Annotated in this window: 24 protein-coding genes; 11 read left to right on the top strand and 13 right to left on the bottom strand. The window is 65.8% G+C overall.

The features are described 5' to 3' along the window. The first annotated feature begins 113 nt into the window (after positions 1-113). Complete coding sequence (locus QX135_RS26095) at positions 114-1,049, top strand: glycine reductase (RefSeq protein WP_316180952.1); 936 nt, start codon at positions 114-116, stop codon at positions 1,047-1,049. Positions 1,050-1,163: 114 nt separating this feature from the next. After that, positions 1,164-1,625: a PEGA domain-containing protein gene (locus tag QX135_RS26090; protein ID WP_315740324.1), complete on the top strand. Its 462-nt coding sequence runs from the start codon at positions 1,164-1,166 to the stop codon at positions 1,623-1,625. A 15-nt stretch (positions 1,626-1,640) separates the two neighbouring features. On the opposite strand, the gene QX135_RS26085 is transcribed toward QX135_RS26090, so the two are convergent. Next, positions 1,641-2,657: a carbon-nitrogen hydrolase family protein gene (locus tag QX135_RS26085; RefSeq protein ID WP_316180954.1), complete on the bottom strand. Its 1,017-nt coding sequence runs from the start codon at positions 2,655-2,657 to the stop codon at positions 1,641-1,643. Between the two features lie 194 nt (positions 2,658-2,851). Between QX135_RS26085 and QX135_RS26080 the strand changes: the two genes are divergently transcribed. Beyond that, positions 2,852-3,808, top strand: a complete 957-nt coding sequence (locus QX135_RS26080; protein ID WP_316180956.1) for a helix-turn-helix domain-containing protein — start codon at positions 2,852-2,854, stop codon at positions 3,806-3,808. Between the two features lie 78 nt (positions 3,809-3,886). Here QX135_RS26080 and QX135_RS26075 read toward each other — a convergent pair whose 3' ends face one another. Beyond that, positions 3,887-4,771 (bottom strand): LysR family transcriptional regulator, encoded by an 885-nt coding sequence (locus QX135_RS26075; RefSeq protein WP_315775246.1) that lies wholly within the window; start codon positions 4,769-4,771, stop codon positions 3,887-3,889. Between the two features lie 94 nt (positions 4,772-4,865). On the opposite strand from QX135_RS26075, the gene bla reads away from it, so the two are divergent. The 5 genes from bla (at position 4,866) to QX135_RS26050 (ending at position 8,730) form a co-directional block, all read left to right on the top strand. After that, the gene (bla, locus tag QX135_RS26070) at positions 4,866-5,765 is read left to right on the top strand and encodes a class A beta-lactamase (protein WP_315775247.1); all 900 of its coding nucleotides are present in this window, start codon (positions 4,866-4,868) and stop codon (positions 5,763-5,765) included. Positions 5,766-5,906: 141 nt separating this feature from the next. Next, positions 5,907-6,068, top strand: coding sequence for a hypothetical protein (locus QX135_RS26065; protein ID WP_315718376.1), 162 nt, complete (start codon positions 5,907-5,909; stop codon positions 6,066-6,068). Between the two features lie 41 nt (positions 6,069-6,109). Further along, the gene (locus QX135_RS26060) at positions 6,110-6,436 is read left to right on the top strand and encodes a cytochrome c (protein WP_315740328.1); all 327 of its coding nucleotides are present in this window, start codon (positions 6,110-6,112) and stop codon (positions 6,434-6,436) included. 96 nt (positions 6,437-6,532) lie between these two features. Beyond that, positions 6,533-7,960, top strand: coding sequence for an MFS transporter (locus QX135_RS26055; RefSeq protein ID WP_315775248.1), 1,428 nt, complete (start codon positions 6,533-6,535; stop codon positions 7,958-7,960). Between the two features lie 8 nt (positions 7,961-7,968). Then, a complete protein-coding gene (locus tag QX135_RS26050) occupies positions 7,969-8,730 on the top strand; it encodes a sulfite exporter TauE/SafE family protein (protein ID WP_315740330.1) in 762 nt (253 codons plus the stop codon). Between the two features lie 86 nt (positions 8,731-8,816). Here the strand turns inward: QX135_RS26050 and clpA are convergent, their stop codons facing one another. Both clpA and clpS read right to left on the bottom strand, forming a co-directional pair. Next, positions 8,817-11,204, bottom strand: coding sequence for an ATP-dependent Clp protease ATP-binding subunit ClpA (gene clpA / locus QX135_RS26045; RefSeq protein ID WP_315740331.1), 2,388 nt, complete (start codon positions 11,202-11,204; stop codon positions 8,817-8,819). Positions 11,205-11,621: 417 nt separating this feature from the next. Next, on the bottom strand, positions 11,622-11,954 hold the full coding sequence (gene clpS, locus QX135_RS26040) for an ATP-dependent Clp protease adapter ClpS (RefSeq protein WP_006611275.1): 333 nt from the start codon (positions 11,952-11,954) through the stop codon (positions 11,622-11,624). A 502-nt stretch (positions 11,955-12,456) separates the two neighbouring features. On the opposite strand from clpS, the gene QX135_RS26035 reads away from it, so the two are divergent. Then, positions 12,457-14,232: a pilus assembly protein gene (locus tag QX135_RS26035; RefSeq protein ID WP_315740332.1), complete on the top strand. Its 1,776-nt coding sequence runs from the start codon at positions 12,457-12,459 to the stop codon at positions 14,230-14,232. Between the two features lie 92 nt (positions 14,233-14,324). On the opposite strand, the gene QX135_RS26030 is transcribed toward QX135_RS26035, so the two are convergent. Beyond that, positions 14,325-14,666: a phasin family protein gene (locus QX135_RS26030; RefSeq protein ID WP_315718372.1), complete on the bottom strand. Its 342-nt coding sequence runs from the start codon at positions 14,664-14,666 to the stop codon at positions 14,325-14,327. A gap of 430 nt (positions 14,667-15,096) precedes the next feature. Here QX135_RS26030 and QX135_RS26025 point away from each other — a divergent pair, with 430 nt between their 5' ends. Further along, positions 15,097-16,845, top strand: a complete 1,749-nt coding sequence (locus tag QX135_RS26025; RefSeq protein ID WP_315754486.1) for a D-alanyl-D-alanine carboxypeptidase — start codon at positions 15,097-15,099, stop codon at positions 16,843-16,845. Positions 16,846-17,081: 236 nt separating this feature from the next. Here QX135_RS26025 and QX135_RS26020 read toward each other — a convergent pair whose 3' ends face one another. The 4 genes from QX135_RS26020 to QX135_RS26005 all read right to left on the bottom strand — a co-directional run bounded on the left by QX135_RS26020 (position 17,082) and on the right by QX135_RS26005 (position 21,035). Beyond that, positions 17,082-17,798: a DnaJ domain-containing protein gene (locus QX135_RS26020; protein WP_315754567.1), complete on the bottom strand. Its 717-nt coding sequence runs from the start codon at positions 17,796-17,798 to the stop codon at positions 17,082-17,084. Between the two features lie 110 nt (positions 17,799-17,908). After that, a complete protein-coding gene (locus tag QX135_RS26015) occupies positions 17,909-18,667 on the bottom strand; it encodes a VWA domain-containing protein (protein ID WP_409997715.1) in 759 nt (252 codons plus the stop codon). A gap of 153 nt (positions 18,668-18,820) precedes the next feature. Continuing rightward, complete coding sequence (locus tag QX135_RS26010; RefSeq protein ID WP_315740335.1) at positions 18,821-19,708, bottom strand: alpha/beta fold hydrolase; 888 nt, start codon at positions 19,706-19,708, stop codon at positions 18,821-18,823. A gap of 403 nt (positions 19,709-20,111) precedes the next feature. Next, complete coding sequence (locus QX135_RS26005; RefSeq protein WP_315740336.1) at positions 20,112-21,035, bottom strand: division plane positioning ATPase MipZ; 924 nt, start codon at positions 21,033-21,035, stop codon at positions 20,112-20,114. 262 nt (positions 21,036-21,297) lie between these two features. Here QX135_RS26005 and panC point away from each other — a divergent pair, with 262 nt between their 5' ends. After that, on the top strand, positions 21,298-22,149 hold the full coding sequence (gene panC / locus QX135_RS26000) for a pantoate--beta-alanine ligase (RefSeq protein WP_316180962.1): 852 nt from the start codon (positions 21,298-21,300) through the stop codon (positions 22,147-22,149). 171 nt (positions 22,150-22,320) lie between these two features. Here the strand turns inward: panC and QX135_RS25995 are convergent, their stop codons facing one another. From QX135_RS25995 to QX135_RS25980, 4 genes are all read right to left on the bottom strand, one after another. Continuing rightward, a complete protein-coding gene (locus QX135_RS25995) occupies positions 22,321-22,761 on the bottom strand; it encodes a DUF1489 domain-containing protein (protein ID WP_315740338.1) in 441 nt (146 codons plus the stop codon). Between the two features lie 23 nt (positions 22,762-22,784). Next, a complete protein-coding gene (locus QX135_RS25990; RefSeq protein WP_315812846.1) occupies positions 22,785-23,780 on the bottom strand; it encodes a hypothetical protein in 996 nt (331 codons plus the stop codon). A 298-nt stretch (positions 23,781-24,078) separates the two neighbouring features. Then, positions 24,079-24,270 (bottom strand): hypothetical protein, encoded by a 192-nt coding sequence (locus tag QX135_RS25985; RefSeq protein WP_315740340.1) that lies wholly within the window; start codon positions 24,268-24,270, stop codon positions 24,079-24,081. Positions 24,271-24,509: 239 nt separating this feature from the next. Then, the gene (locus QX135_RS25980; RefSeq protein ID WP_315797979.1) at positions 24,510-25,169 is read right to left on the bottom strand and encodes a glutathione S-transferase family protein; all 660 of its coding nucleotides are present in this window, start codon (positions 25,167-25,169) and stop codon (positions 24,510-24,512) included. Positions 25,170-25,229: the final 60 nt, after the last annotated feature.

Here is a 25,229-nt window from a genome sequence, read left to right as displayed (position 1 = left end):
TGGAATTCTGTCGACAGACAAAGCCCAGGACCATGCGGGGTTCCACCGCGCGGCGCCTTGACACAGCGAATGAGCGGGCTAGCAATCCTCAAGTCCTGCAGGGAGCGCGACGGATGACCGCACCGACCGACGACAGACTCGGCTTCGCGCCCGAAAGCGATGCGCCCTTGTCCTACATGGCGCGCACGCGCGACTACTATCTCGCGATCGGCTATGACACGCCCTATCGCTGGGCTCACTACACGTCGGCGCCGTTCCATCCGTTGCGCAAGCCGCTCGCGCAGTCGCGCGTCACCATCGTCACCACGGCCGCGCCTTTCGATCCCGCCAAAGGCGATCAAGGCCCCGGCGCGCCCTACAATGGTGGCGCCAAGTTCTACTCCGTCTATGACGGCGACACGTCGGCGGAGCACGACCTGCGCATTTCCCACATCGCCTATGATCGCGCGCACACCAGCGCCGAGGATCCCGGCACCTGGTTTCCGCTTCCACAGCTCATCAGGCTGGCGCGTGAGGGCCGCATCGGCGCGGTCGGACCGCGCTTCTTCGGCGCGCCGACCAATCGCAGCCAGCGCGTGACGATCGAGACCGATGCGCCGGAGATTCTTGCGCACTGCCGCGCCGACGAGATCGACGCCGTCGTGCTGGTGCCGAACTGCCCGGTGTGCCACCAGACCGTGAGCCTGGTAGCCCGGCATCTCGAAGCGAACGGCATCGCGACCGTCGTCATGGGCTGCGCCAAGGACATCGTCGAGCACGCGGCAGCACCGCGCTTCCTGTTCTCGGATTTTCCGCTCGGCAATTCCGCCGGCAAGCCGCACGACGCGGCCTCACAGGCCTTCACGCTCGAGCTCGCCCTGCGTGTCCTCGAGAGTTCACCAGCCGCACGGACGACCGTGCAATCGCCTTTGCAGTGGAGCGACGATCACGGCTGGAAGCGCGACTACAGCAATCCGGCCATGCTCGCGCCGGAAGAGCTGGCGCGGCGGCGCGCCGAGTTTGATGCGCAGAAGGCGATCGCACGGCAGGTTCGTGGAAAGCAGGTGTGAAAGCCACACTCGCGTGAAACTCGCCCGGGAATTTCTTCGGATAATGCTGATTGCGCTTGCCGTCCCGCTCCAGTTGCGCTTGAGTTCCCCCGGGTTTCAAGGGGGCAGTACCAAATGAGAGTTGTAGCGTTCGTAGCGCTGTGCGCCGCGCTGGGAGGTTGCGCGTCCGTAACGCGGGGTACAACCGAGACGATCAGTGTCGCGTCGACACCGTCCGGGGCCGAGGCCACGATCGCCGGTCTCGAAGCGCCGATGACCTGCACGACGCCCTGCTCGTTCGTCGCCAAGCGCAATGCCGACATCTCCGTCACCATCGAAAAGCCGGGCTACGAGACCCAGATCATCCCGTTGACCAAGGACATCCCGGCGACCGGCGCGGCCGGCTTCGCCGGCAACATCTTAGCGGGCGGCCTGATCGGCATGGGTGTGGACGCCGCGACTGGCGCGGCGACCGACCACAAGCCAAACCCGGTGATCGTCACCTTGCAGCCGCGCATGGCGGCGCCGGCAGGCCGTGCGCAGCGGCCGCCGCGGCGGTCGGCCCCGCCGCCGGCACAACCGGAGGCCGGGACCTAGCGCTCGCCAAGCCTGTCAGCCAGCCGCCGATTGTGCCTCGCCGGGCGTGACCGCGTCGACCGGCAGCGCGAAGGCCTCGACCCGGTTGAGCGGCTTCTTGTTGAGCAGCAGCCGGGTCACGTCGGGGCGAGAATAGTGTCCCGCCGGATCGGCGGCGTTCTTGGCGATGCCGATCATGCCGAGATCGATCTCGGCGATCAGCAACCCCTCCTGCTCCGGCGGCAGCTTCTCCGCAAGCGAAGAGCCGTCTGGACCGAAGATCGCGGCGTGGCCGCCGCCGACATGCAGCAGCGCGTGCTTGTCGGGCCGGTCACACAGCTCGTCGATCATCGCCTGCGAGACGGTGGCGCACGGCGCCAGCACGAAGCACGAGCCTTCCACGGCATAGACGCGCGAGGCGGCGTTGTTGACCTCGGCGCCGAGCGCCGGCGCGAACGGATCGTACAGCGAGAAGCTCGGCCAGGCCGCGACATGCACCTGCTCGTTCTGGGCATACATCGCGTATTTCGACAGCGGCTGCAGATGCTCCCAGCAGCACAGCGCACCGATCCGGCCGATGTCAGGCCGGTCGTGCACGGCGAGATCGCTGCCGTCGCCCTCGCCATAGACGGTGCGCTCGGCATGGGTCGGCCGCAGCTTGCGGCGCCGGGCGATGGTCTCGCCGTCCGGGCCGATCAACCATTGCGCGATGTAGAGGCTGCCGCCGTCGCGCTCGGACAGTCCCAGCACGGCCGTGAGCCTGGCCTTGCGCACGGCGGCGCGCAGCGCCTCGGCCTGCGGGCTGTCATAGGCCAGCGAATTGTCGAAATAGCGCTGCACGAAGCCACGGCCGATGCACCAGGCCGGCGAGTCCATCCAGATGTGCCAGGGATAGCCGGGGATGAAGACCTCCGGAAACGCGATCAGCTTGGCACCTTTGTCGGCCGCCTCCTCGATCAGGCCGACGGTCTTCTTGATCGAGGCGTCCAGGTCGAGCCAGGCCGGCGCCGCCTGCACCACCGCCACCTTGTATTTCGGATGTGCCAGTCCCATCCCGCGTCTCCCCTCTTCCGGATCGGCGGCGCCGCGCGCCGCATTCGCAGGGGAGTATTGACCTCGGCGATCATTCGCGCTCGTCTTGGAGGGAACGAAAACTCGACTGCGGCCGCCAGCGAGAGACCAGCCGGCCCAGAACTTGCTGCATTTCCGACGATCCACGCGACACAGAGGCGGAGGGGGACGGAGCGATGCCGGTCCTGTTCACCACGGAAGGAAGCCCGGGCCACCGCCGGCTGGCGCTGTGGCAGGACATCGTCTGCGACGTCTATGTCGGCCTCGACTGCACGTCCGATCTCGGCAGCGCATTTCGCGGCGCGGTGACGCACGCGACCTTGGGCCGCGCCGTCTGCTCCGAGGTCGCCTCGGACCGGCAGCGCGTGCACCGGACCTCGCAGCGAATCTCCCGGGCGGATGCCGACTTCGTCCTCGTCGCGCTCGGGCGAGAGGGAATCGGCGGCGTCGTTCAGGATGGCCGCGACACCGTGATCCGGCCCGGCGAGTTCGCGATCTACGACACGACCCGCCCCTACGAGCTGCAGTTCGACGCCGCGTTCAAGCAGATCGTGTTCAAGCTCCCGCGCGAGATGCTGCAGCGCCGGATCGGCCCGACGGAAACCGTGACGGCCATCAGCTTCGGCCCCGATAGCCCGCTCCAGCCGCTCGCCCATGATTTCATCGTCAGGCTCTGCGAACGCGCCGAGCACATCGGCCCCGAGCATGTCGAACCTCTGGCCGACCAGGCTGCCGACCTGCTCGCCATGACCTTGGCCGAGCGGCTTCGCACACAGCCCCTGCCCGCCTCGAGCCATCGCGCAGCGCTGCTTTATCGCATCAAGGCGCACATCCGCACCCGGCTGCCCGACGCCGACCTCTCACTGCCGGAGATCGCACGCGAGCTCGGGCTATCGGCGCGCTACGTCAACGACCTGTTCTCGGACGAGGAGACCTCGTTCCAGCGCTTCGTGCTGGCTGCGCGGCTCAAGCAGTGCCGGCGCGATCTCGGCTCGCCGACGCTGGCGCATCGTCAGATCAGCGAAATCGCCTTGTCCTGGGGCTTCAACGATCTCTCGCATTTCGGCCGCGTGTTCCGCGAGCAGTTCGGCCTGTCGCCGCGCGAGTGGCGGCGCAGCGCCGTAAAGCGCTGAGCTGGCCGCAACGCGCCCACCTCACGCGCCTCGTGGCGCTGTTAGCTCCCTCGGCTTGTGCGCGGTGGCGACCGGCCGTCAGCGCGGCGGATCGGCGCGCAAGGCATCAACCAGCCAGTCACGAAAGGCACGCATGCCGGACGTCGGTTCTTTCGACTTCAACCAGGTCAGCCAATAAGAACCGGCGGCGACCTCAGCCGCAAACGGCCTGACCAGCCGACCCGTCTCGAGCTCGCAGTTGAACATGGCGATCGGAACCAGGCCAACGCCGACGCCGCGCGCGGCCGCTTCGGCCATCGCGACGGAGCTGTCGAAGATCGGCCCCTGGATCATCGGGCATGGAGCGCCCGCGACTGCAAACCATAATGGCCATTCCTCGGCGCGATATGACCGCAGGAGATTTTCGCCCGCGAGGTCCGACGGCGCGCGCAGACGACTCGCGACATCGGGATGACAGACGGGCGACAGCGGGGCAGACATCAGATGGATGGCCTCAGTGCCGTGCCAGGAGCCGTCGCCGAAGCGAAGCGCGATGTCGAGCCCGTCTCCGGCGATATCGATGCGGTTGTTGTTGGTGAGGAGGCGCAGGTCGATATGGGGGTGCGTATCTCGAAAACCGTCGAGGCGTTGCAGCAGCCATCCCGTTGCAAAGGTGCCGACACAGCCGACGGTCACGACCTCGCGGGTTCCCTTCGCTTCGATGCGATCGATCGCGCCGCTGATGCGACTGAACGCATCGTTGAGGACGGGAAACAGAGCCAGGGCTTCGTCGGTCAACGTGAGGCCGCGCGGCAGGCGCCGGAACAGGTGAGCGCCCAACATCTGCTCGAGCTGTTTCACCTGGTGACTGATCGCGGTCTGCGTGACCCTGAGCTCCAGGCCTGCCTTGGTGAAGCTCAGATGCCGGGCGGATGCTTCGAAGGCCCGCAAGGCGTTCAAAGGGAGATGGCTGCGGATGGGCATGATGACCAAGTTCTGCTCATGGCTCGACGAATAAATGATCGTTTGTCAGTCGTCACCTCGTTCGGCAGGTTCGCGCAGTCACTGGAGAATGAACATGCTGACGAGACGGCATCTGGGTTTTGGAATCCTCGGGATGGCGGCTGCGGCGAGCGGGCTGCCATCACCTGCGGCGAAGGCGGCGGCCGACCGAAGGGCGCATCTGGAAGGGGAACTCGCCCGCATCGAGCGCGAGAGCCTCGGACGGCTCGGCATCGCCGTCCTCGACTCCGAAAGCGGGTTCGAGGCGGGCCTGCGCTCGGCCGAGCGCTTTCCGATGTGCAGCACGTTCAAGTGTCTGGCTTCCGCGGCTGTCCTGAAGCGCGTCGACGCCGGCGAACTGCATCTCGACACGCGCGTCCCGTTCGAGGCGAAGGATCTCGTAACATATTCGCCGGTGACCAAGGAGCACGTCGGCCGCGGCATGACACTCGCCGAGCTCTGCGAAGCTGCGCTCACCCAGAGCGACAACACCGCGGGAAATCTCCTGTTGCGGCAGATCGGCGGTCCTGCGGGTCTGACGCGTTTTGCCCGATCGATCGGCGACGAGATCAGCCGCCTGGACCGCTGGGAAGTTGAGCTCAACGAGGCGCTGGCCGACGACCCTCGCGACACGACCAGTCCGGCCGCCATGCTACAGAACCTGCGCCGCGTGCTCCTTGGCGAGGTCTTGTCGACGAATATGCGCCAGCGATTGACGGACTGGATGATCGCCAACAAGACCGGCGACACTCGGCTTCGCGCCGGTGTGCCGCGTGACTGGCGCGTCGCCGACAAGACGGGCGCTGGGGACCGCGGCACGACCAACGACGTCGGCATTCTCTGGCCCCCGGGCCGCAAACCGGTTCTGGTCACGGCCTATCTGACTGGTTCACAGGCGTCTCCCGAGGATCGCAACGCAACGATCGCGAAAGTCGCGCGGGCGGTGGCAGACGTCGTGATGGGACAGGCTGGGTAGTTCGAGCATCCGGCTTCCGAGCCCCTCCGGGGGCCGGACATCAGACCCAAGATGTTCGCCATGGCGGCGCAACGATTGGGCAGGCTAAGCTGCGGCCGGCCCACGTCATCGGAATGTGCGGCCGCTGCCGGGATCGATTCGATGCGCCGCTTTGCCATGAAGGCCCTGTTCTCCCTGCTGACCTTGCAGCGGGACGACGAGACACAGCTGCGCTGGGACCGGATCGTCCTGATCGGCTCGACCCTGGTGACGATCGGGCTGATCGCCCTATATGCCTATAGCAAGGCCGAGGGCCGCTGGTAGCCGGGCGCAAGACACGCGAGAACGAGTTCATGAGACGACGAATGGGGTCCGCCTGCCTGCTGCTGGCGTTCGCGTCGACCGCCAGCCATGCGCTGGACAGCGAGCAGAAGCGTGGAAAAGCGCTCTTGCAAAGCCTTTGCAGCCGATGCCATGCGGTAGGTCTCACAGGCGCCAGCCGGCATCCCGACGCGCCCCCGTTCAGGACCTTCGGTGACAGCAAGCTCTACGACGAGGATTTTGCCCAGCGGCTGCAGACCGGCCTGTCGACCATTCACAAGGACATGCCGAGCTTCCAGTTCGAGCGGCCCGAGGCGGAAGCCGCGGTCAATTATCTCAGGACCATTCAGGCCCGCCCCAAACGGCGGTGACGCGGCGGCGCGGTCCGCCGGCGTGGAACGGGGCTTGTGCGGCGCGGTTGCCCGTTCCCGTCCATTGCCCGCGGCCCGGCTGCGGCCGGAGCCCGCATGAAGACGCCGACGACCACGGGTCTGCACGCCGACGGACTGCCGCTGCCGCAGCGCACCTGGGCGATCGTGACGATCGCCCTCGGCATCGTGCTGGCCGTGATCGACGGCGCGATCGCCAATGTGGCGCTGCCGACGATCGCCCGCGACCTCAATGCCAGCCCTGCTTTTTCGATCTGGATCGTCAACGGCTATCAGCTCGCGGTCACGATCTCGCTGCTGCCGCTGGCCTCGCTCGGCGAGATCATCGGCTATCGGCGGGTCTATCTCGCCGGCCTCGTGCTGTTCACGGCTGCCTCCGCCTTCTGTGCGCTGGCCGACAGCCTGCTGCTGCTGACGCTCGCGCGCATCCTGCAGGGCTTTGGCGCCGCCGGCATCCTCAGCGTCAACTCGGCGCTGGTGCGTTTCACCTATCCGCACGCTCTGCTCGGCCGCGGCATCGGCATCAATGCGATGGTGGTCGCGGTCTCCGCCGCGCTCGGTCCGACCATCGCCGCCGGCATCCTCGCCGTCGGCAACTGGCCGTGGCTGTTCGCGATCAACGTGCCGCTCGGCATCGTCACCTTCGTCTTCGGCTTCCGCTTCCTGCCGCATACGCCGCGCGCGCCGCACATGTTCGATTGGCAGAGCGCGGCCTTGAGCGCGGTCGCCTTCGGCTTCCTGATCGCCGCCGTGGACAGCCTCGGCCATGGCGAGGCGCTGGTGACCTGCGCGATCGAGTTCGTCGTCGCCATCACGGCCGGCGTGTGGCTGGTCTGGCGCCAGACCCACATGGCCTCGCCGCTGCTGCCGCTCGACCTGCTGCGCATTCCAGTGTTCGCGCTGTCGATCGCGACCTCGATCTCGTCGTTCTGCGGACAGATGCTCGCCTTCGTCGCGATCCCCTTCTATCTCGAAAGCCATTTCGGCTATTCGCCGGTGCAGATGGGCCTGCTGATCACACCGTGGCCGATCGCGGTCGGCCTGACGGCGCCGATTGCGGGGCGTCTGGTCGAGCGCGTGCCAGCCGGGCTGCTCGGCGGCATCGGTCTCGTCATCTTCGCGTGCGGGCTCGGTGCGCTCGGCCTGCTGCCGCGCGAGCCGTCGGCATGGGATATCGTCTGGCGCATGGCGCTGGCCGGCTGCGGCTTCGGCCTGTTCCAGACGCCGAACAACCGTACCATGATCGCCGCTGCGCCACGCGAGCGCGCCGGCGGCGCCAGCGGCATGCTCGGCACGGCGCGCCTGCTCGGCCAGACCACGGGTGCGGCGCTGGTCGCGATGTTTCTCGCGATCGATTCGACCGACGGCACGCGGCTGTCGCTCTTGACCGGCGTCGGTTTCGCGCTGGTCGGCGCGTTCCTGAGCATGCTCAGGCTGTCGCCGGCCGGCGCCCGCGGCGCCGAGCGCGTCCGCGTCCAAGACGGCCAGCGGCTGAAGGGCGAGTAGTGACAGCGATGACGGACTGGACGATGCTGGCCCTGCTCGCCCTCGCCGCCTTCGGCTCGGGCATCGTCAATGCGCTGGCCGGCGGCGGCGCGTTCCTGACCTTCCCGACCTTGCTCGCCGCCGGCATTCCCGCGATTGACGCCAACGCCTCCAGCACCGTCGCGCTCTGCCCCGGGCAGTTCGTCAGCGCTTGGGCCTCCCGTGAGATCTTGAACGACGCAAAGGCGCCCTGGCGCCACGACCTCGTGCGACTGTCGATCATCAGCCTGATCGGCGGCACGCTCGGCGCCGTGCTGCTCCTGGTCACACCGTCGGCCGCCTTCAGCCGGCTGGTGCCCTGGCTGTTGCTGTTCGCCACGAGCGTGTTCGCATTCGGCATGCGCTTTACGCCGAAGGATGGCGCGCGCTGGTTCGGGCCGCTGACCATCCAGGCGGTGCAGTTCGTGATCGCGATCTATGGCGGCTATTTCGGCGGCGGCATCGGCATCCTGATGCTGGCGGCCCTGGTGTTCTACGGCATGCGCGACATCCGCGCCATGAACGGCATGAAGGTGCTGCTCGCTGCGCTCATGAATATGACGGCCTCCGCCATCTTTGCGTTCTCGGGCCGCGTGCATTGGCTGGAGACGCTGACGATGATGGGGGCTGCCATGGTCGGCGGCTTCGTCGGCGCGCGGCTTGGCCAGATCATCCCGCCGGCCCATGTGCGCCGTTTCATCATCGCCGTCGGCTGCGGCCTGACGGTGTATTTCTTCGTCAAGCCGGCCTGAGCCGGACGTCGCATCAAAGAACCTCGCGTCAACGAAAAAGGCCGGCGCGATGGCCGGCCTTTCGTAGTCATCTCGTAGCGTCAGGCTTACGCCTTGACCAGCGGTCCCTTCGGCGCCGGCCCCTTCGAGCCGCCGCCGGACTTCGGCTTGCGCTTGCGCGCGGCCGGAACTTCGGACTTCGGCGTGACGGGGCCCTCGACGAACTCGAAGCCGATCTTCTCCTCGACGCCGGATTCGTCCTTGACGAGGACGACGCGGACGTGCCCGCCGCCCTTCAGCTTGCCGAACAGCACCTCGTCGGCCAGCGGCTTCTTGATGTGCTCCTGGATCACGCGGCCCATCGGCCGTGCGCCCATCTGCTCGTCATAGCCGTGCTGGATCAGCCAGCTCTTGGCCGGCTCCGACAGCTCGATCGTGACGTCGCGGTCGGCGAGCTGGGCCTCGAGCTGCAGCACGAACTTCTCGACCACCATGCCGATCACCTCGACGTTGAGGTGCGCGAACGAGACGATGGAGTCGAGCCGGTTGCGGAATTCCGGCGCGAACTGCCGGTTGATCGCCTCGTGGTCGTCGCCTTCCCGCTTCGAGCGATGGAAGCCGAACGCCTGCTTGGCCATGTCGGCCGCGCCCGCATTCGTGGTCATGATCAGGATCACGTTGCGGAAGTTGACCTGCTTGCCATTGTGGTCGGTGAGCCGGCCGTGATCCATGATCTGCAGCAGCACATTGTAGAGATCCGGATGCGCCTTCTCGATCTCGTCCAGCAGCACCACGCAATGCGGATGCTGGTCGACGCCGTCGGTCAAGAGGCCGCCCTGGTCGAAGCCGACATAGCCGGGAGGCGCGCCGATCAGGCGCGACACCGTGTGCCGCTCCATGTACTCCGACATGTCGAAGCGCAGCAGCTCGACGCCCAGGGTCGAGGCGAGCTGCTTGGCGACCTCGGTCTTGCCGACGCCGGTCGGACCCGAGAACAGATAGCAGCCGATCGGCTTCTCCGGCTCGCGCAGGCCGGCACGGGCCAGCTTGATCGAGGCCGACAGTGAATCGATCGCCTTGTCCTGGCCGAACACCACGCGCTTCAGGGTCTGCTCGAGATGCTTGAGCACCTCGGCGTCGTCCTTCGACACGCTCTTCGGCGGGATCCGCGCCATCGTGGCGATCGTGGTCTCGATCTCCTTGATGCCGATCGTCTTCTTGCGCTTGTTCTCGGCCAGCAGCATCTGCGCCGCGCCGGATTCGTCGATCACGTCGATCGCCTTGTCCGGCAGCTTGCGGTCATGGATGTAGCGCGACGACAGCTGCACCGCGGCCTCGATGGCCTCGTTGGTGTATTTCAGCCGGTGATAGTCCTCGAAATACGGCTTCAGGCCCTTCAGGATGGCGATCGCATCTTCGACCGACGGCTCGTTGACGTCGATCTTCTGGAACCGGCGCACCAGCGCGCGGTCCTTCTCGAAGTGCTGGCGGTACTCCTTGTAGGTCGTCGAGCCCATGCAGCGGATCGAGCCCGAGGCCAGCGCCGGCTTGAGCAGGTTGGACGCATCCATGGCGCCGCCCGACGTCGCACCCGCACCGATCACGGTGTGGATCTCGTCGATGAACAGGATCGCATTCGGATGCGCTTCGAGCTCCTTGAGGACCTGCTTCAGGCGCTCCTCGAAGTCGCCGCGATAGCGCGTGCCCGCGAGCAAGGTGCCCATGTCGAGCGAGAACACGGTCGCCGCCGCCAGCACCTCGGGCACTTCGCTGTCGACGATGCGCTTGGCCAGGCCTTCGGCGATCGCGGTCTTGCCGACGCCGGCTTCGCCGACGAACAGCGGGTTGTTCTTCTGGCGCCGGCACAGCACCTGGATGGCGCGGTTGATCTCGGAGTTGCGGCCGATCACCGGATCGATCTTGCCGTCCCGCGCTTTCTTGTTGAGATTGACGCAATAGGTTTCCAGCGCCTCGCCCTTTTTCTTGGAGTCCTCACTGCCCTTGGTCTCGGTCTCTTCGTCGACGCCGCGCACGGGGCGGGCCTCGGACACGCCGGGCCGCTTGGCGATGCCGTGGCTGATGTAGTTGACGGCGTCGTAACGCGTCATGTCCTGCTCCTGCAGGAAATACGCGGCGTGGCTCTCACGCTCGGCGAAGATCGCGATCAGCACGTTGGCGCCGGTCACCTCTTCGCGGCCCGACGACTGAACGTGGATCACGGCGCGCTGGATCACGCGCTGGAAACCTGCGGTCGGCTTGGCGTCGTCGCTGCCGTCCGTGACCAGATTTTCGAACTCGGTTTCGAGGTAGTTCACGAGACTGCCGCGCAGCTTGTCGAGGTCGACGCTGCATGCGCGCATCACGGCCGCTGCATCGGAGTCATCGATCAAGGACAGAAGGAGGTGTTCCAGTGTCGCGTATTGATGATGACGCTCGTTGGCGATCGCCAGCGCACGATGCAGGGATTGTTCAAGGCTTTGAGAAAAAGTCGGCATGCGCGTCCTCTGTGGCCCCTTGCCATCATGATCGCCGCCGCCCGGTCAGGCAACAACAACCTTCGTCAAATATAGTTATAACCGAGTGCGACAAAAGACCGGCCGAGCCGCTCGATTACGGGTTCACCGGATCGTCAATGCAAAACCCGTTCCGATTGCGGCAAATCGGGCTTGCGACAACCGAACGGCGCAGGCGGCCCAGCGCGGAGAGATAGGGACCGGAGCGGCCGTAATTCTTCGGGCGAAACGTGAAACCTGCCCGGATTGCGCCGACCTCGTCTGCAGCAATTTGCATCTGCGGCGACTTGCGATTCCGATTCGCCACCGCCACTTCTCCGGCGCGCCCGAGCGGCCGGAGCCCCCGGCCTCTGGCTCGCTATTGCACGCGTCGGCGGCTCTCTTCGCGGAGAGAGCCGGCTATTTCTTCTCCATCACACACTGCAACGGATGCTGGTGCTTGCGGGCGAAGTCCATCACCTGCGTCACCTTGGTCTCGGCGATCTCGTAGGTGAAGACGCCGCACTCCCCGATGCCGTGGTGGTGCACGTGGAGCATGATCTTGGTCGCGGCCTCGACGTCCTTGTTGAAGAACTTCTCCAGGACGTGAACGACGAACTCCATCGGCGTGTAATCGTCGTTCAGGATCAGGACGCGGTAGAGGTTGGGGCGCTTGGTCTTCGGCTTGACCTTGGTGATCACGGACGTTGCCGGGCCACCGGTGCCACCGGACTTGTTGTCGTTATTGCTCATCCTGGGCGCGGATCGGTTCAATCTGGAAGTTGGCTGCGACATCTTGCACGCGTTAGATATGGCTGCGAGGCCCCCAATAAAGAGTTTCCCTTGGAGGGTCGCTCAACTTGGAGGGTTGCTCAATAAGGGTTGCCCCGACCTGTCCCTGCCGGGCCGCTTTCCGCCACCCGGTCCTGCTTTCCAGATCGCCTGTCCCAGCCGACCGGTTCGGTCGGACCGACGCCCGGAATATGGGTCAGCGACCGGTTTGCCGCAAGCGCAGGCCCAGGACGGACCGACGCTCCGGCAGGACCGATTCCCTGCCCCGGCGATGAGGTGCAAGGTTAATCAAACCGGCCGCATTTTACAAAGCCCATTCAGCGGGCATTGACAGGGAACCAGCTCGGTTGCGGGCGCGGCGCCACGCTGCGGGCATTGGCCCGGTGTTTCGCGGTTTCGATTTACCCGTCCTTGACGAAGCCGAACCGAAAACACCTGCAGAAAACCATAATTGGTGAGCGACATGACCGATGTCTCCTTCATTCGACTCTGCCGCCGCGCCGCCCGACGGTTCGCCTGCGACCGCGGTGGCAACATCTCCGTGCTGTTCGCCATCTCGCTCGTCCCTATCCTGGCCTTCGTCGGCGCAGGCGTCGACTACAGCCGGCTGAACGCCGCGCGGTCGTCGATGCAGGCCGCGCTCGACTCCACCTCGCTGATGCTGTCGCGCGACCTGGCGCAGGGCACCATCAGCGCAGCCGACGTCGGAACCAAGGCAAGCGCCTATTTCAAGGCGCTCTACACCAGCACGGACGCGCAGAACGTCACCGTGACGGCCAGCTATACCTCCTCGACCAGCTCATCGGCCTCCAACATCCAATTGTCGGCCTCCGGTCAGATCGTCACCCAGTTCATGAAGATCGCCGGCTTTCCGACCATGGACTTCGGCGTCAAAACGACATCGACCTGGGGCGACGTGAAGATGCGGGTGGCGCTCGCGCTCGACAATACCGGCTCGATGGCATCCAGCGGCAAGATGTCCGCGCTGCAGAACGCCGTGGCCGGCAGCGGCGGGCTGATCGACCAGCTCAGCGCGCTCGCCAAGACCCCGGGCGACGTCTACATCTCGGTCGTTCCATTCGCCAAGGTCGTGAACGTCGGCGCCAGCAATTACGCCAAGGACTGGATCGACTGGACCGACTGGCAGAATCCGCCCACGATCCAGCCCGCCAATGGCTCCTATCAGGCCGCAATCCCGAACGGCAGTTTCACGCAGTCCCAATGGGACATGGTGGGACCGGGATCTTCCTGTCCGTTCAAGTCCGGCAACGGCTTCCCCTACTTCTCCTGCACCAGCGGCCCGGCGACCGGCAGCTCCAGCGCCTCCAAGATCCCGTCGAGCGGGACCTACAACGGGTATATCTGCCCGGGCTACGACTCCGCCTCGCATAGCTACTACAACGGCTGCTGGGACAGCGTGCAGACCAGCACGCGGGTGAACTGGTGCACCGGCAGCTACTGCAGCTGCCCGACCAGCGGCAGCAATCTTCCGAACAACACGTGCAGTTGCACGGGAAGCGGATCCAGCACGGTGTGCAAGGTCAACACCTTCACGCACACCTGGATCGCCAATACCAAGAGCACCTGGACCGGCTGCGTCGCCGACCGCACCCAGCCCAACGACGCGAATGCCGTGTCGCCCGCGACCTCCGACGTGACGACGCTGTTCCCGGCCAACCAGCACATGGAGAACAGCACCCAGTACTGCAGCAGCACGGCCTCGACCAAGCTCGCGGAGATCGTGCCGCTCAGCTACAATTGGAGCTCGCTGAAGAGCGCCGTCAACGCCATGCAGCCCACCGGCGGCACCAATCAGGCGATCGGACTTGCCTGGGCCGTACAGTCGCTGATTCCGAACGGCGTGCTGGCCGCGCCGGCGGAGGACGTCAACACCACCTACAATCGCGTCATCATCCTGCTGTCGGACGGCCTGAACACCGAGGACCGCTGGCCCGAATACGGCAACGGCTCGTCGCAAGCCTCGGGCAACCCGATCGACGCGCGCCAGGCCCTGCTCTGCTCGAACCTGAAGAACACCAAGGATTCGAAGGGCAACGCGATGTACACGATCTACACGATCCAGGTGAACACGAGCTCGCCCGCCGATCCGACCTCGGCCGTGCTGCAGAACTGCGCCAGCAGTCCCGACAAGTTCTACATGCTGACGAGCTCGAGCCAGATCGTGACCACGTTCAACTCGATCGGCACCGCATTGTCGAAGCTGCGGGTTGCCAAATAACAGAAGCGCCGGGCACCGACAGCGCTCCGCCTTCAGCCAACAAAAAAGCCCGGCGCAAGCCGGGCTTTGTGCTCCCTACAGGGCGCGAACGGTCAGTGCGCGGCCGGCGGGGTGAACTTGGCGGCGATGCCTTCCAGCGGCTTGAACGCCTGCTTGGCGAGATCCGAATACAGCCCGGCGATCTTCTGCGAATCGGCGACGAAGGTCTCGTAGGCCGATTTGGCGAACTCGGTCTGCACCTCGAGCACCTTGTCGAGCGACTTCACGCCCTGGAGCTTCTCGACGAACGACTTGGTGTCCTCGAACGACTTCTTGGTGTAGTCGCCATACGCGGTGGCGATGGCTTGGAGCCCGTTCTGCACGGTGGTCGCAGAGTTCACGACGGTCTCGAACTGCTCTTTGCCGTAGTTCTGAAAGTCTTCAACCTTAAACATGTGGCATTCCTTTCCCTGATTTTGAGCGCCCTCAGGGAAGCCCCGGCTCCCTGACGCATCCATAATATAGTGCAGCGCACAAAAAAAATCAAGAATCTTGTGCAATGCACCATCGCGGGCATTGCGGTCTCGATGCACCGTCAGGCGCCCCAACCCGGGCCAGTTCCGCGGAAATACCGACCGTCGGCGCAAGGTTTCTTTAATCCTTTGGCAACTCGACCGTCCTAACCTCTCCGGTGGTCCCGGCCAGCGTCGGCCGAACCGTAAAGCTGTTCTAAAACAGCGTCTTAACAAAACCTCAGTTCGAGCCCTTCGATGCTTGGTAGCGTCATGGCGCGATCGGGAGGTCCGACAGGCACGGTTACGGGGGCGTTCGGCACAATTTCGCCTTACGGGCCGGTGATCACGTCAGAAATTGGACGGGGATTTCATGCTTCGCAAACAAATGGCTTCCTCGCGCCTGTTGCGAGTTGGCGTCTACGGACTGATCACCCTCGCGACGGCAGCAGTGGTCACGGTCGACAGCGCGGAGGCGCGTCGGCGCCATCGGCAGCATCACGCGCGGCACTCGCCCCATAATGACGAGGGCAGCTACAGCCCGGCGTTCGCGTCGATCGTCGTCGACGGCAATTCCGGCGCGACGCTGACGGCGACCAATCCCGACGCCTCGCGGCACCCCGCCTCGCTCACCAAGATCATGACGCTCTATTTGCTGTTCGAGCGGCTCGATTCCGGCAAGATGAAGCTCGATACCGAGATGCCGGTGTCCGAGCACGCCTCCGAGCAGTCGCCGACCAAGCTCGGCCTGCGCCCCGGTCAGACGATCCGCGTCGAGGACGCGATCAAGGGCCTGGTGACGCGGTCGGCCAACGACGCCGCCGTGGTCATCGCGGAGGCGATCGGCGGCGACGAGGACGAGTTCGCCAAGATGATGACGCGCAAGGCGCGCTCGCTCGGCATGAGCCGCACCACCTATGTGAACGCCTCCGGCCTCCCCGCCGACGCGCAGATCACGACGGCGCGCGACCAGTCGATCCTGGGCCGCGCGATCCAAGACCGCTTCCCGCGCTACTATCGCTATTTCTCGACGGTGGTGTTCAATTATCGCGGCCAGTCGATCCGCAACCACAACCATCTTCTCGGCAATGTCGAGGGCATCGACGGCATCAAGACCGGCTATACCCGCGCCTCCGGCTTCAACATCGTGACCTCGCTGCGCCGCGGCAACCGCCACCTCGTCGGTGTCGTGCTCGGCGGCCGCAGCGGCGGCTCGCGCGACGCCATCATGCGCAACCTGCTTGCCGAAAACCTCGACAAGGGCGCGACCCGGCGCACCGTGGCGGCGATCGGCGAGCGCGGCGGCTCCGACGGCGGCGATCCGAACCAGGGCACGGTGCAGCTCGCCTCCGCGGCGCCGGAGACGCCGGCCCCGAGCCGCGCCTCCAAGATCATCTCGACCCTCTCGGAAGCCACCGCGGCTCTGCCGCCGGCGGCACCGCGAGAGGCCAAGGTCGAGCCGGCGCCGATGACCTCCGGTGTGATCCAGAGCCAGCCGATGTCGATCGTTCCCGGCTCGACCGAGCCGATGAAGCCGGTCAAGGTCAGGACGGTCCAGGTCAAGGCCGGCGCGGTCAAGCTCGCGACCGCCGCGCCGCAGCCGGCCGCCCCTGCTCCCGCGCCCTTCGCTCAGCGCGTCGAGGCCATCGAGCCGGCGCCGCCGATCACCCGCGCCGAGGCCCCCCGTCCCGACATGCCGCCGCAGCCGCCGGGCCATGGCACCGGCAACGGCATTCTCGGCGTGCTGCCTGCCTCCAGCCTGCCGGCAGGCTCGTCGCAGGCCATGGCCTATGCGGCGCCTCCGGCCCAGCCGGCACCGACGCAGATCGCCTCCGCGAGCGCCGCGGCGGAGCTTCCGAGCAAGCCTTCCGTGACGCGGAGCGGCTGGATCATCCAGGTCGGTGCGCTGGACAACGAGGCCGAGGCCCAGAAGCGGATCGAGGCGGCCCGCAGCTCGGCGCAAGGCCTCCTCAGCAAGGCCGATCCCTTCACCGAGACGGTCGCGAAGGGCGACAAGACCCTGATCCGCGCCCGCTTCGCAGGACTCGATCGTGATCAGGCCGAGGCCGTCTGCAAGAAGCTGAAGCGCGCCGACATCTCCTGCATGACCGTGCACAACTAACGCCGGCACCGATCCTGTTCCGATGAGGCCCGCGCGACACAGCGCGGGCCTTTTCGTTTGCGGACCACGCGATCGATGATCGGGACGCACGGCCGCAAACCACTCGTCAAGGATTTGCCGCTAGAACTTTTTCACCATGACGAACGATCGTGCCTGGCAAGGGCGAGAGCCGCAGGCGTCGACAAAGTTGCGTTGAAAGCGGGTTCGGTGTTGTGGCGTTGGTGGCGTTGCCGGAGTTAGCCGTGATGCGTACGAAGCAGAGTATCCTTGGCCTCGTTCACCCGGGCGGCGAGGTACGTCGACCCCCCTTGGTCGGGATGCAGTTTCTTCATGAGCGCACGGTGGGCCCGACCGATCTCGTCTCGCCCCGCGCCCGGCTGCAGGCCAAGGATCTGATAGGCCTCCTCTTCCGTCATTTTGGAGCTCGACGCCGCGCGTCCCTGCCGCCCTGCCGCATCGCGCTCCGCGTGCTGACGCCAAGCGGGAAACCGGCGGTCCAGATAAGTTTCAAGTAGAGCGACGCTGTCGGCATCGAGGCTCGGCGTCATCGCGGCGAGCTGCGGCAGATCGAACTCGTCCAGCGACCGGCCGGCATGGACGCCGGCGACGAAACGGCCCTGCATCTGCCCGCTGTCGTGATCGAGCACCATCTCGATGAATTGCGAGCGCACCCGCGAGTTCTGACCGGACGAGCGCTGCCCGCCCAGCCCGAACATGCTGCCGACATTGCCGAGCCCACCCGGTGACCAGCCGAGCAATCCCGCCCCGAACAGCCCGATCGGGATCGCCACCACCAGCTCGCCGCGGAGGCCGGTGAAGGCTGCCACCGCAAGGCAGCCGATGCCACCGGCAAACTTGAGCGCGCGCGCCAGCGCCGCCGGATTCGCGTTCCGGAACATCTGCAGCAACAGATAAAGGGTGATGACGGCGACGGCGCCAGCGATCAGTGTCATGATCCGAATATAGGGCGTGTCGGGACAAAAAGCATGATCGGCTGCGTACGCGACCGGCAGGCTCGAGCCGGTGCGCCGGGCTTGATATTGGCGGCGGCCGAGATCGATCTCTACTTCATCTGCCCGATCAGACGTGCCGCGCCCGCTTCGGAGCCGGCGAGCCGGAGCAGCGCCGCGCGACCACCGGCAGCATAGGCCGCCGCGGCGCGCAGAAGATCGCGCAACTGCGCGGATGCGCCGGGATCGAAGCGGCACCATGCTCCCCCCGACAGCCGCGCCATCTCGCGAAAAGCCTGCTCGGCCGCGGGCTCATTGCCCTCCTGGAACATGAACAGCGGGACCTTCAACAGCCCGAGCTCGCCGGCCTTTGCGCAGAGCACGTCGACATTCTCCTCCATCGCGTCGCCAACGAACACGACGGCGCGGATTCCAGACGCTGTCGCATGGCGTCGCGCCTCGGCAAGAACCTTGCCGATCTGGGTCTGGCCGCCGCGACAATCGATCTTGCCCATCAGCCGGGCGAGCTCAGCGCTGTCGGAGATCCAGCCAGTGGCGCGGCATTCATCGAAGCCCCGATAGTACACCAACCGGATATCCAGGCTGCCGAGTGCGGCGGCCTCGCGAAACATGTCGGCCTGCAGGGCACAGGCCATGTCCCAGGTCGGCTGGCGGCTCAGGGTCGCATCAAGCGCAAAGACGAGACGACCTCTGGTTCCCTGAGCTGCAGGAGCCATGGCCTTGGCCTGCGCCACAAACGCCGCAACGGCGTCTGCCGTGGAGCGCGCATCGTCCGGCAACCGTTGCTGGCGCGAGCCATCGTCGGCCGTGGTCATCGGCGCAGAACCTGGCTTCGTACGACGATCGACCATACGCGCACCTTGCTCGGACGCGCATCATGTGGGCAGCCGGACGAACAGCTTCAATGACGGCAGCGACCCATCTGCCGCTTACGTCGTTCATTCCGCCCGTCGTGGTGGGCGGCAAGGGTCAGGCGAGGCTGGCGTGCATCCCGGCTTGCGCGCTCAATGCGTCAGCGGCTTGGCCGGCGTCGCGGTCTTGCCGACCGGCGCATAGGGCGCGACGGGCCCCGGATCGAGCAATGGTGTCTTGGTCTTGACCGGCCCGATGTCGCTGCTGCTGTCGCTGTCGGCGAGGAACTTGTCCAGCATGGCCTGGATCGACGACTTGGCGTCGTCGGGTCCGGTGTCGCGCATGTCGTTGTGCTGGAAGTCCGTGTTGACGACCGTGATGCCTTCCTTCTCGCAGATGTCGTCGCTCGGGATCACGCCGGGATCGGTCTTGAATTGCGGGTCCTTCGAACGGAACGACAGGATCTTGAACTTGCCGTCGGTGACGAACGGGACGCGGAGGTTGTCGAGCGTGACGACCTTCCGGACGTCTTCGGGATACTGCTTGGCGAAATACATCGAGATGTCGCCGCCCATCGAATGACCAACCATCGTCAGATGATCATAGTCGGCGTTCGGCTGCACTTGGTGCATCTGCTCGACGGCGAACCGGATGTTGGCGACGCCGCGCTGGATCTGCGGCAGGCGGCCGACATAGGGCTCGCCGACCTTCGTCACCATCGGCGCATCGGTCGGCAGGTCGTGCTGGATGCTGACCGCCATGTAGCCGCGCGCAGCAAATACGTTGGCCAGGAACGAGTACTCGGTGAACTTGACGGTGTTGCCGTGATTGAGGATCGCGACCGGCAGCTTGACCATGCCGGCTTCGGCCTGCATCTCCTTGTCGCGGCGGACGGCCACGGCGACTTCGACCAGACGGTTGTCGCGCGAGGCGTCATAGAACCTGATGGTCTCGTGCCGGATCGCCCACTTGCTCGCGGTGAAGTAGCCGACGGCCGCCAGCACGCTGACAGACACAAGAACGGTTATTCCACGCTTCATGTTCGTCCCTCGGGAGCACAATCAAAGGTAGTTTTGAACCTGTAAGACTCTCGCGACCCGTTCTGTTTAATATATGTAACGGCGCTGTGACAGGAAGACCAAATGTTGTGTATCGGTCGCCCGTTCGTTGTGCGCCGCACCTAGTTGCTGTGCAGCATAGCGGGTTCCGTCGCCCGTCTCTGTAACTTGAGCCCTGAACGTCAGGTTCAAATCAGTCATGAATTTGACGGTAATCTAGCGAAGTTGGCGGCCGCGGCGTTGACCTGAGACAAATCTTCCTCGTCCGCCCCAAGCAGGCTGAACGCGCCGTCCCCCCTGTCACGCGGATTGTTAACCAAGCGGCGGGCGCACGTTCAACGCGCACAATGTCTCAGGCGCGGCTTCGCCGGACTGCGGACGGTATTCAGGCGCTGATGATGTCGTGCAGGTCGAGCGGCTTGTCGACCTGGGCGAACCATTCGGCGCGGTTCGCGGCGCGGCGGCGGCCGCGCTCGTCCAGCGGCAGCTTGAGCTGCCGCAGCAGGCTGGTGACCTCCTCCCGGGCCGTGACGTGGCCGAGATTGGGGCGGGTGCCCAGGGTCGCTTCGTCGATGTCGTCGAGCGCGGTCAGTCCGCGCGGGAAGAACTCGCGATAGACGACGCGTTCGGCAAAACCGTCGATGGCGCGAAAGCCGAGCCGCAGCGACAGGTCCTTGAGGCCGTCGGCGACCAGTTGCTTGTTGCGGGAGCCGAGCATCGACAGCCGGTTGCGGACCACGATCCAGTCGGTCATCGCACCGTCCACCTGGCGGCGCTTGCGCCGGACGTCACGCACCATCTCCGCATAGTGGCTCTCGCCGGTCACGGCATAGGTCGCCGGATCGACCGTTCCCAGCACGTCGAAGTCGAGGAAGCTGTCGTTGATCGGCGTGACCAGCGTATCCGCCATCGAATGCGCCAGGCGCATCAGGTAGCTGTCGTTGCCGGGCGTATCGATGACGATGAAATCGAACGAGCGTTCGACGGCGCTCACCGCCTCCATGAACTGCTGGAACTCGGCGTTCTCGTTCTCGTCGATCTGCAACGTCCGGCCGAGCTGGATGCAGTAGTGCGTCGGCAGCTCAAGGCGCAGGCCGGTGCGGCGCGCCCAGGCGCTGCGGTTGTTGATGTAGTGGGTGAAGCTCTGCTGGCGGCAGTCGAGATCGATCGTGGCGACGCGCTGGCCGGCCTTGAGGAGTGCCACGGCAATGTGCAGGGCGGTGGTCGACTTGCCCGACCCGCCCTTCTCGTTTCCAAGCACAACCACGTGGGCCGAGCCCGATTGTCCTTGGCTAGTCTGCACCAGCATGTTGTCGACCTCTTACGATCATCTTCGAGTCACGGTCGTCTGCGGTCAAGTGAAATGCATCGTCATCGTGAATCCCGCGGGGGACGCATCCTCCGCTACTACTTGACGCGCGCGTTTACCAACTCCGCATCGGACGCGGAGACGTGCTAACAGGCGTATTCAAGTATGCTGAGCGGCGTGTCGCGTCCTTGTTAAGGGCGGTCGCCCGAGCGTCAAGGCCGAACAGAGCAACCGCAATTTTTCGCTGTGAGATCGAGCAAAAATGTCACGAAGCCCTCGCGTCGCCCGCACCGTTTCCGCCCTCCGCCGCGAGCTCGACAGCTTGCGCGCGAGAAAGGCCAGCATCGCGCTCGTGCCGACCATGGGCGCGCTGCATGAAGGCCACGTCTCGCTGGTCCGGCTGGCGAAGCGCCGCGCCGACAAGGTGGTCGTCTCGATCTTCGTCAACCCGACTCAGTTCGCGCCGACGGAGGATTTCGGTTCCTACCCCCGGACCTGGAAGGAGGATGTTGCGAAACTTGCGGCCGAGCGCGTCGATCTGATCTGGCATCCCGACGCGAAGGCGATGTATCCGGACGGCTTCGCGACGCGGGTCGTGCCGGAAGGCGCGGCATTGGCCGGGCTGGAGGATCGCTTCCGTCCGCATTTCTTCGGCGGGGTCGCGACCGTGGTCGCCAAGCTGTTCACGCAATGCCGGCCGGACGTCGCGATCTTCGGCGAGAAGGACTATCAGCAGCTCCGCGTCGTCGCCCAGATGGCGCGCGACCTCGATCTCGGCGTCCGCGTCGTCGGATCGCGTACGGTGCGCGAACGCGACGGGCTCGCGATGTCGTCGCGCAATGTCTACCTCACTGCAGACGAGCGGCGGGCGGCGCCGACGCTGTACCGTGTCCTGAAGGAGCTGGCGGCCCGGCTGCGCGCCGGCGACGACATGCAGGCGGCGATTGGGGACGGCGCCGCCGCGATCACCGAAGCCGGCTTCGCCTTGGACTATCTCGAGGTCCGCCACGCCGAGACACTGGCGCCCATCGCCCCGAACGAGTCAGGACCGATACGCATCCTGGTCGCGGCCAAGATCGGAACCACGCGATTGATCGACAATATCGCCGGTTGAGCCGCCGGCAAATCAGCGGTTCGCCAAGACCGCGAGTGCTCCCTGGCCCGCAAGGCCAGAGTCAGCGGCAACTGACGCCGGGTAGAGCGTACGCTCTGCCCTTGCGATCGAGTCTGAACTTCCGCCCCGGCGTGAGATGCTCACGCGCAACACCGGCAACTCGTCGAGCGGCTACAGCAGGCCGAGATCGCGCAGCTCGCGGCGCAGCGGCTCGGGCATGGCTTCGACCCCCGCCGCACTGGACTTGCCGAGATCGGCCGGCGCATCCTCGGTCGTCAGATAGCGCCACCCCTGGAACGGACGCATCGGCCGCGGCGACACCGCGATCACCTTCGGCTGCATGATGATGCGGCACCGCCCGATGCCGTCGCCGTCGCGGAACGGCTCGATGCCGACGATCTTCTCGCGCGCGGCGACCTCACCGCGGATCACCCAGTACAGCGAGCCGCCGGCGAGGATGTCCTCGACCCGTTTCGGCGTCATCCGCGTGACATGGACGTGCTGCTGCGGCAGGCCCTTCTTCTTGGCCGCGAGCATGCGCTCGGCGATCCACTCCTTCAGCTCTTTCACGGACTCGCAGCCGACGGCGAGCTTGATCAGGTGCAGAGGCATGATGGCGGTTCGACCAGCGGGATCTATTCGTTGTTGGCGGCCGGCTCGGCGGCGTCAGGCGCCGCTTGAGGCGCCGCGGCAGCCGGCTTCGGCTTCGGTGCGGCCTTCTTGGCCGCCGGCGGCGCCTGGGCGTGGCTGGCAGCCACGGTCGGCGGCGCTGCGGGCGACGGCGCAAGCTGCGTCGGCGGCTTCGGCGCAGCGGCTGCCGGAGCGACCGAGCGCGTCGAGGCCGTCGGCTCGGGATTCATGATGCTGACCGGCGGGGTATTGGCCGAGCTGGGAAATTCCGCGGTCGTCGGCTTGCCGCTCGGCGCCGACGGCGCCTGCCCTGGAGGCGCCAGTCCCGCAAAGGTTCCAGCGACGGGCTGGCCCGGGGCCGCATTCCACTGCGAGGCGTAGCGCGTCACCAGCCCCTCATAGGTCCGCCCTTCCATGTTGTTCATCAGTTGCTGGCGATCGCCCACGGCACGGAACATCACGCAATCGCTCGGCGTGCAGCGGTCGCGCGTCAGCAGCACATAGGCCATCAGGCCATAACGATCGCGCTCCACGGCGCGGCGCAGCGCCAGCAGCTCGGCGGTCATCACCTTGTTGGCGCTGGCGACGTCGCCCGCCTGGGACAGCCGGCTCAGCATGCCCGCCGCATAACTGACGGCCGCGGCCGTCATCTCGGCCGATCCGAACAGGCTCTTCTCGCAATTCGCGAGCACCAGGTCGCCGGCGAGATCATCCACGCAGGCCAGAGCGGGCGGCGAGAAGCTGACGGTGGCGGTCGCCGCAGGATCGCCATTGGCGCCGCGCGGGCTCGCATCCTGGCTCCGCATCATCGACGCCACCGCAATCCCGACCGCCAGCAGCGTGATCACCGTCAGCGCGCCGTTGGCGACCGATTTCTCGGCCCTGAGCAGGGTAATCAGGACGATCAGTGCAAAGAAACCCGCCGCGGCAACGGTGAGCCACATCGGGAACGCCGGTGAGTTCAAGAGCTGATCCAACGAGGAAGGCCAGGTCGAGTTCATGCGCGCTTGTTCCTGACGTGGGCCAGCGAGAGCGGGCCCGATGGCGTCCCTACATGGGACGGCCGTGAAACGATCATCAAATTCAAATGATCACCCGATCGATTGCGGCCCCACCACGACAATAGGACGATTCCATGCGCCTGCGGGCGCCGGATGGTGTGGAGCTACCCGCTATCCCCAAAGGGATCGCGCAGCAATCGTCAGCGTCTCGCGCCACGGCTCCCGAACGCGTGGCAACTCCCCCTCTCGCTTCGGCTACGTCTCCGGCGGCCGCCTCCGCCGACGCGGCACGTCATCCTCAAGACAAGGCCAATTGGCTCTCTCTGGCAACCCGCTCAAAGGCTTCCGTCGAGCTTTTGATCCGATACTGGCAGTCGTCGTCTTCCGTCGGAAGCTGGCGGATGATCTCGTAGGTGCCGGTGGCGGCCGGACGCGAGACGTTGCTCGCGGTAAAATAGACGGTCGATCCAATGGGGAACTTGTGTTTCAACGCCCTCTCCTGCTCGCGTGCCGGCAAGAGCCCCTTGTCCCGCTGCCCGGGCCGGCGTGTCTTTATAAATATCGCGCTTATATCACGCCGCCGCCCGCCCTGACCAGCGACCTCACGACATGGCAAACACGGAGATTGCGAGAGTCTTCAACGGGATGACGCCGTAGGCGGTATTCCTGGACGAGCGCGTCGGGGCTCGCTCGTCCACCGCAGACCATATCGTGAACAGGCGACGCCGTTCAGACTTTCTCGACCCGGTCGATGATCCAGCTCTCCGCAAGTCCGTCCTTCACCCACGCCGCGAACTCCGGCATCGCCATCATCGTGTCCATGTAGGCGCGGGTCTCGGCGGCGACCGGAATGGCGAAGCTGTGGAAGCGCGTGACCACCGGCGCGAACATGGCGTCGGCCGCGCCGAAGCGGCCGAACAGGAACGGCCCGCCATTGCCATAGCGGGCACGGCAGTCGCGCCAGATGTCCTCGATCCGGGCGATGTTGGCCTTGGCATCGGCAGACAGCTCCACCAGCCGCACCGGCCGGTGCAGGTTCATCGGGCATTCGTTGCGCAAGGCCGGGAAGCCGGAGTGCATCTCCGCGCAGACCGATCGCGCATGAGCGCGGGCAGCGGCATCGGCGGGCCACAGCCCCGCTTGCGGGAAACGCTCTGCGAGATATTCAATGATCGCGAGTGAATCCCACACGCTGATCGCGCCATCGATCAGGATCGGCACCTTGCCGGCCGGGGAATGCTTAAGGATGCGCGCCTTGTCGGCGGGATCGTCGGTGTAGAGCGGGATCACGATCTCCTCGAAGGCGATGTCGCAGCCGCGCAGCGCCAGCCACGGCCGCATCGACCATGAGGAATAGTTCTTGTTGCCGATCACCAGCTTCAGCGTCATGTCCAGCCGTCTCCGTGTTCAGGCGTGCATGGGCCGCGCCGTCTCGGCCATGGGAGCCTT

Origin of the sequence: Bradyrhizobium sp. SZCCHNR1098 (assembly GCF_032489375.1) — a bacterium.
Taxonomy (GTDB): domain Bacteria; phylum Pseudomonadota; class Alphaproteobacteria; order Rhizobiales; family Xanthobacteraceae; genus Bradyrhizobium.
The sequence above is the reverse complement of the archived record's forward strand: the minus strand, read 5'-3'. Positions and strand labels throughout refer to the sequence as shown.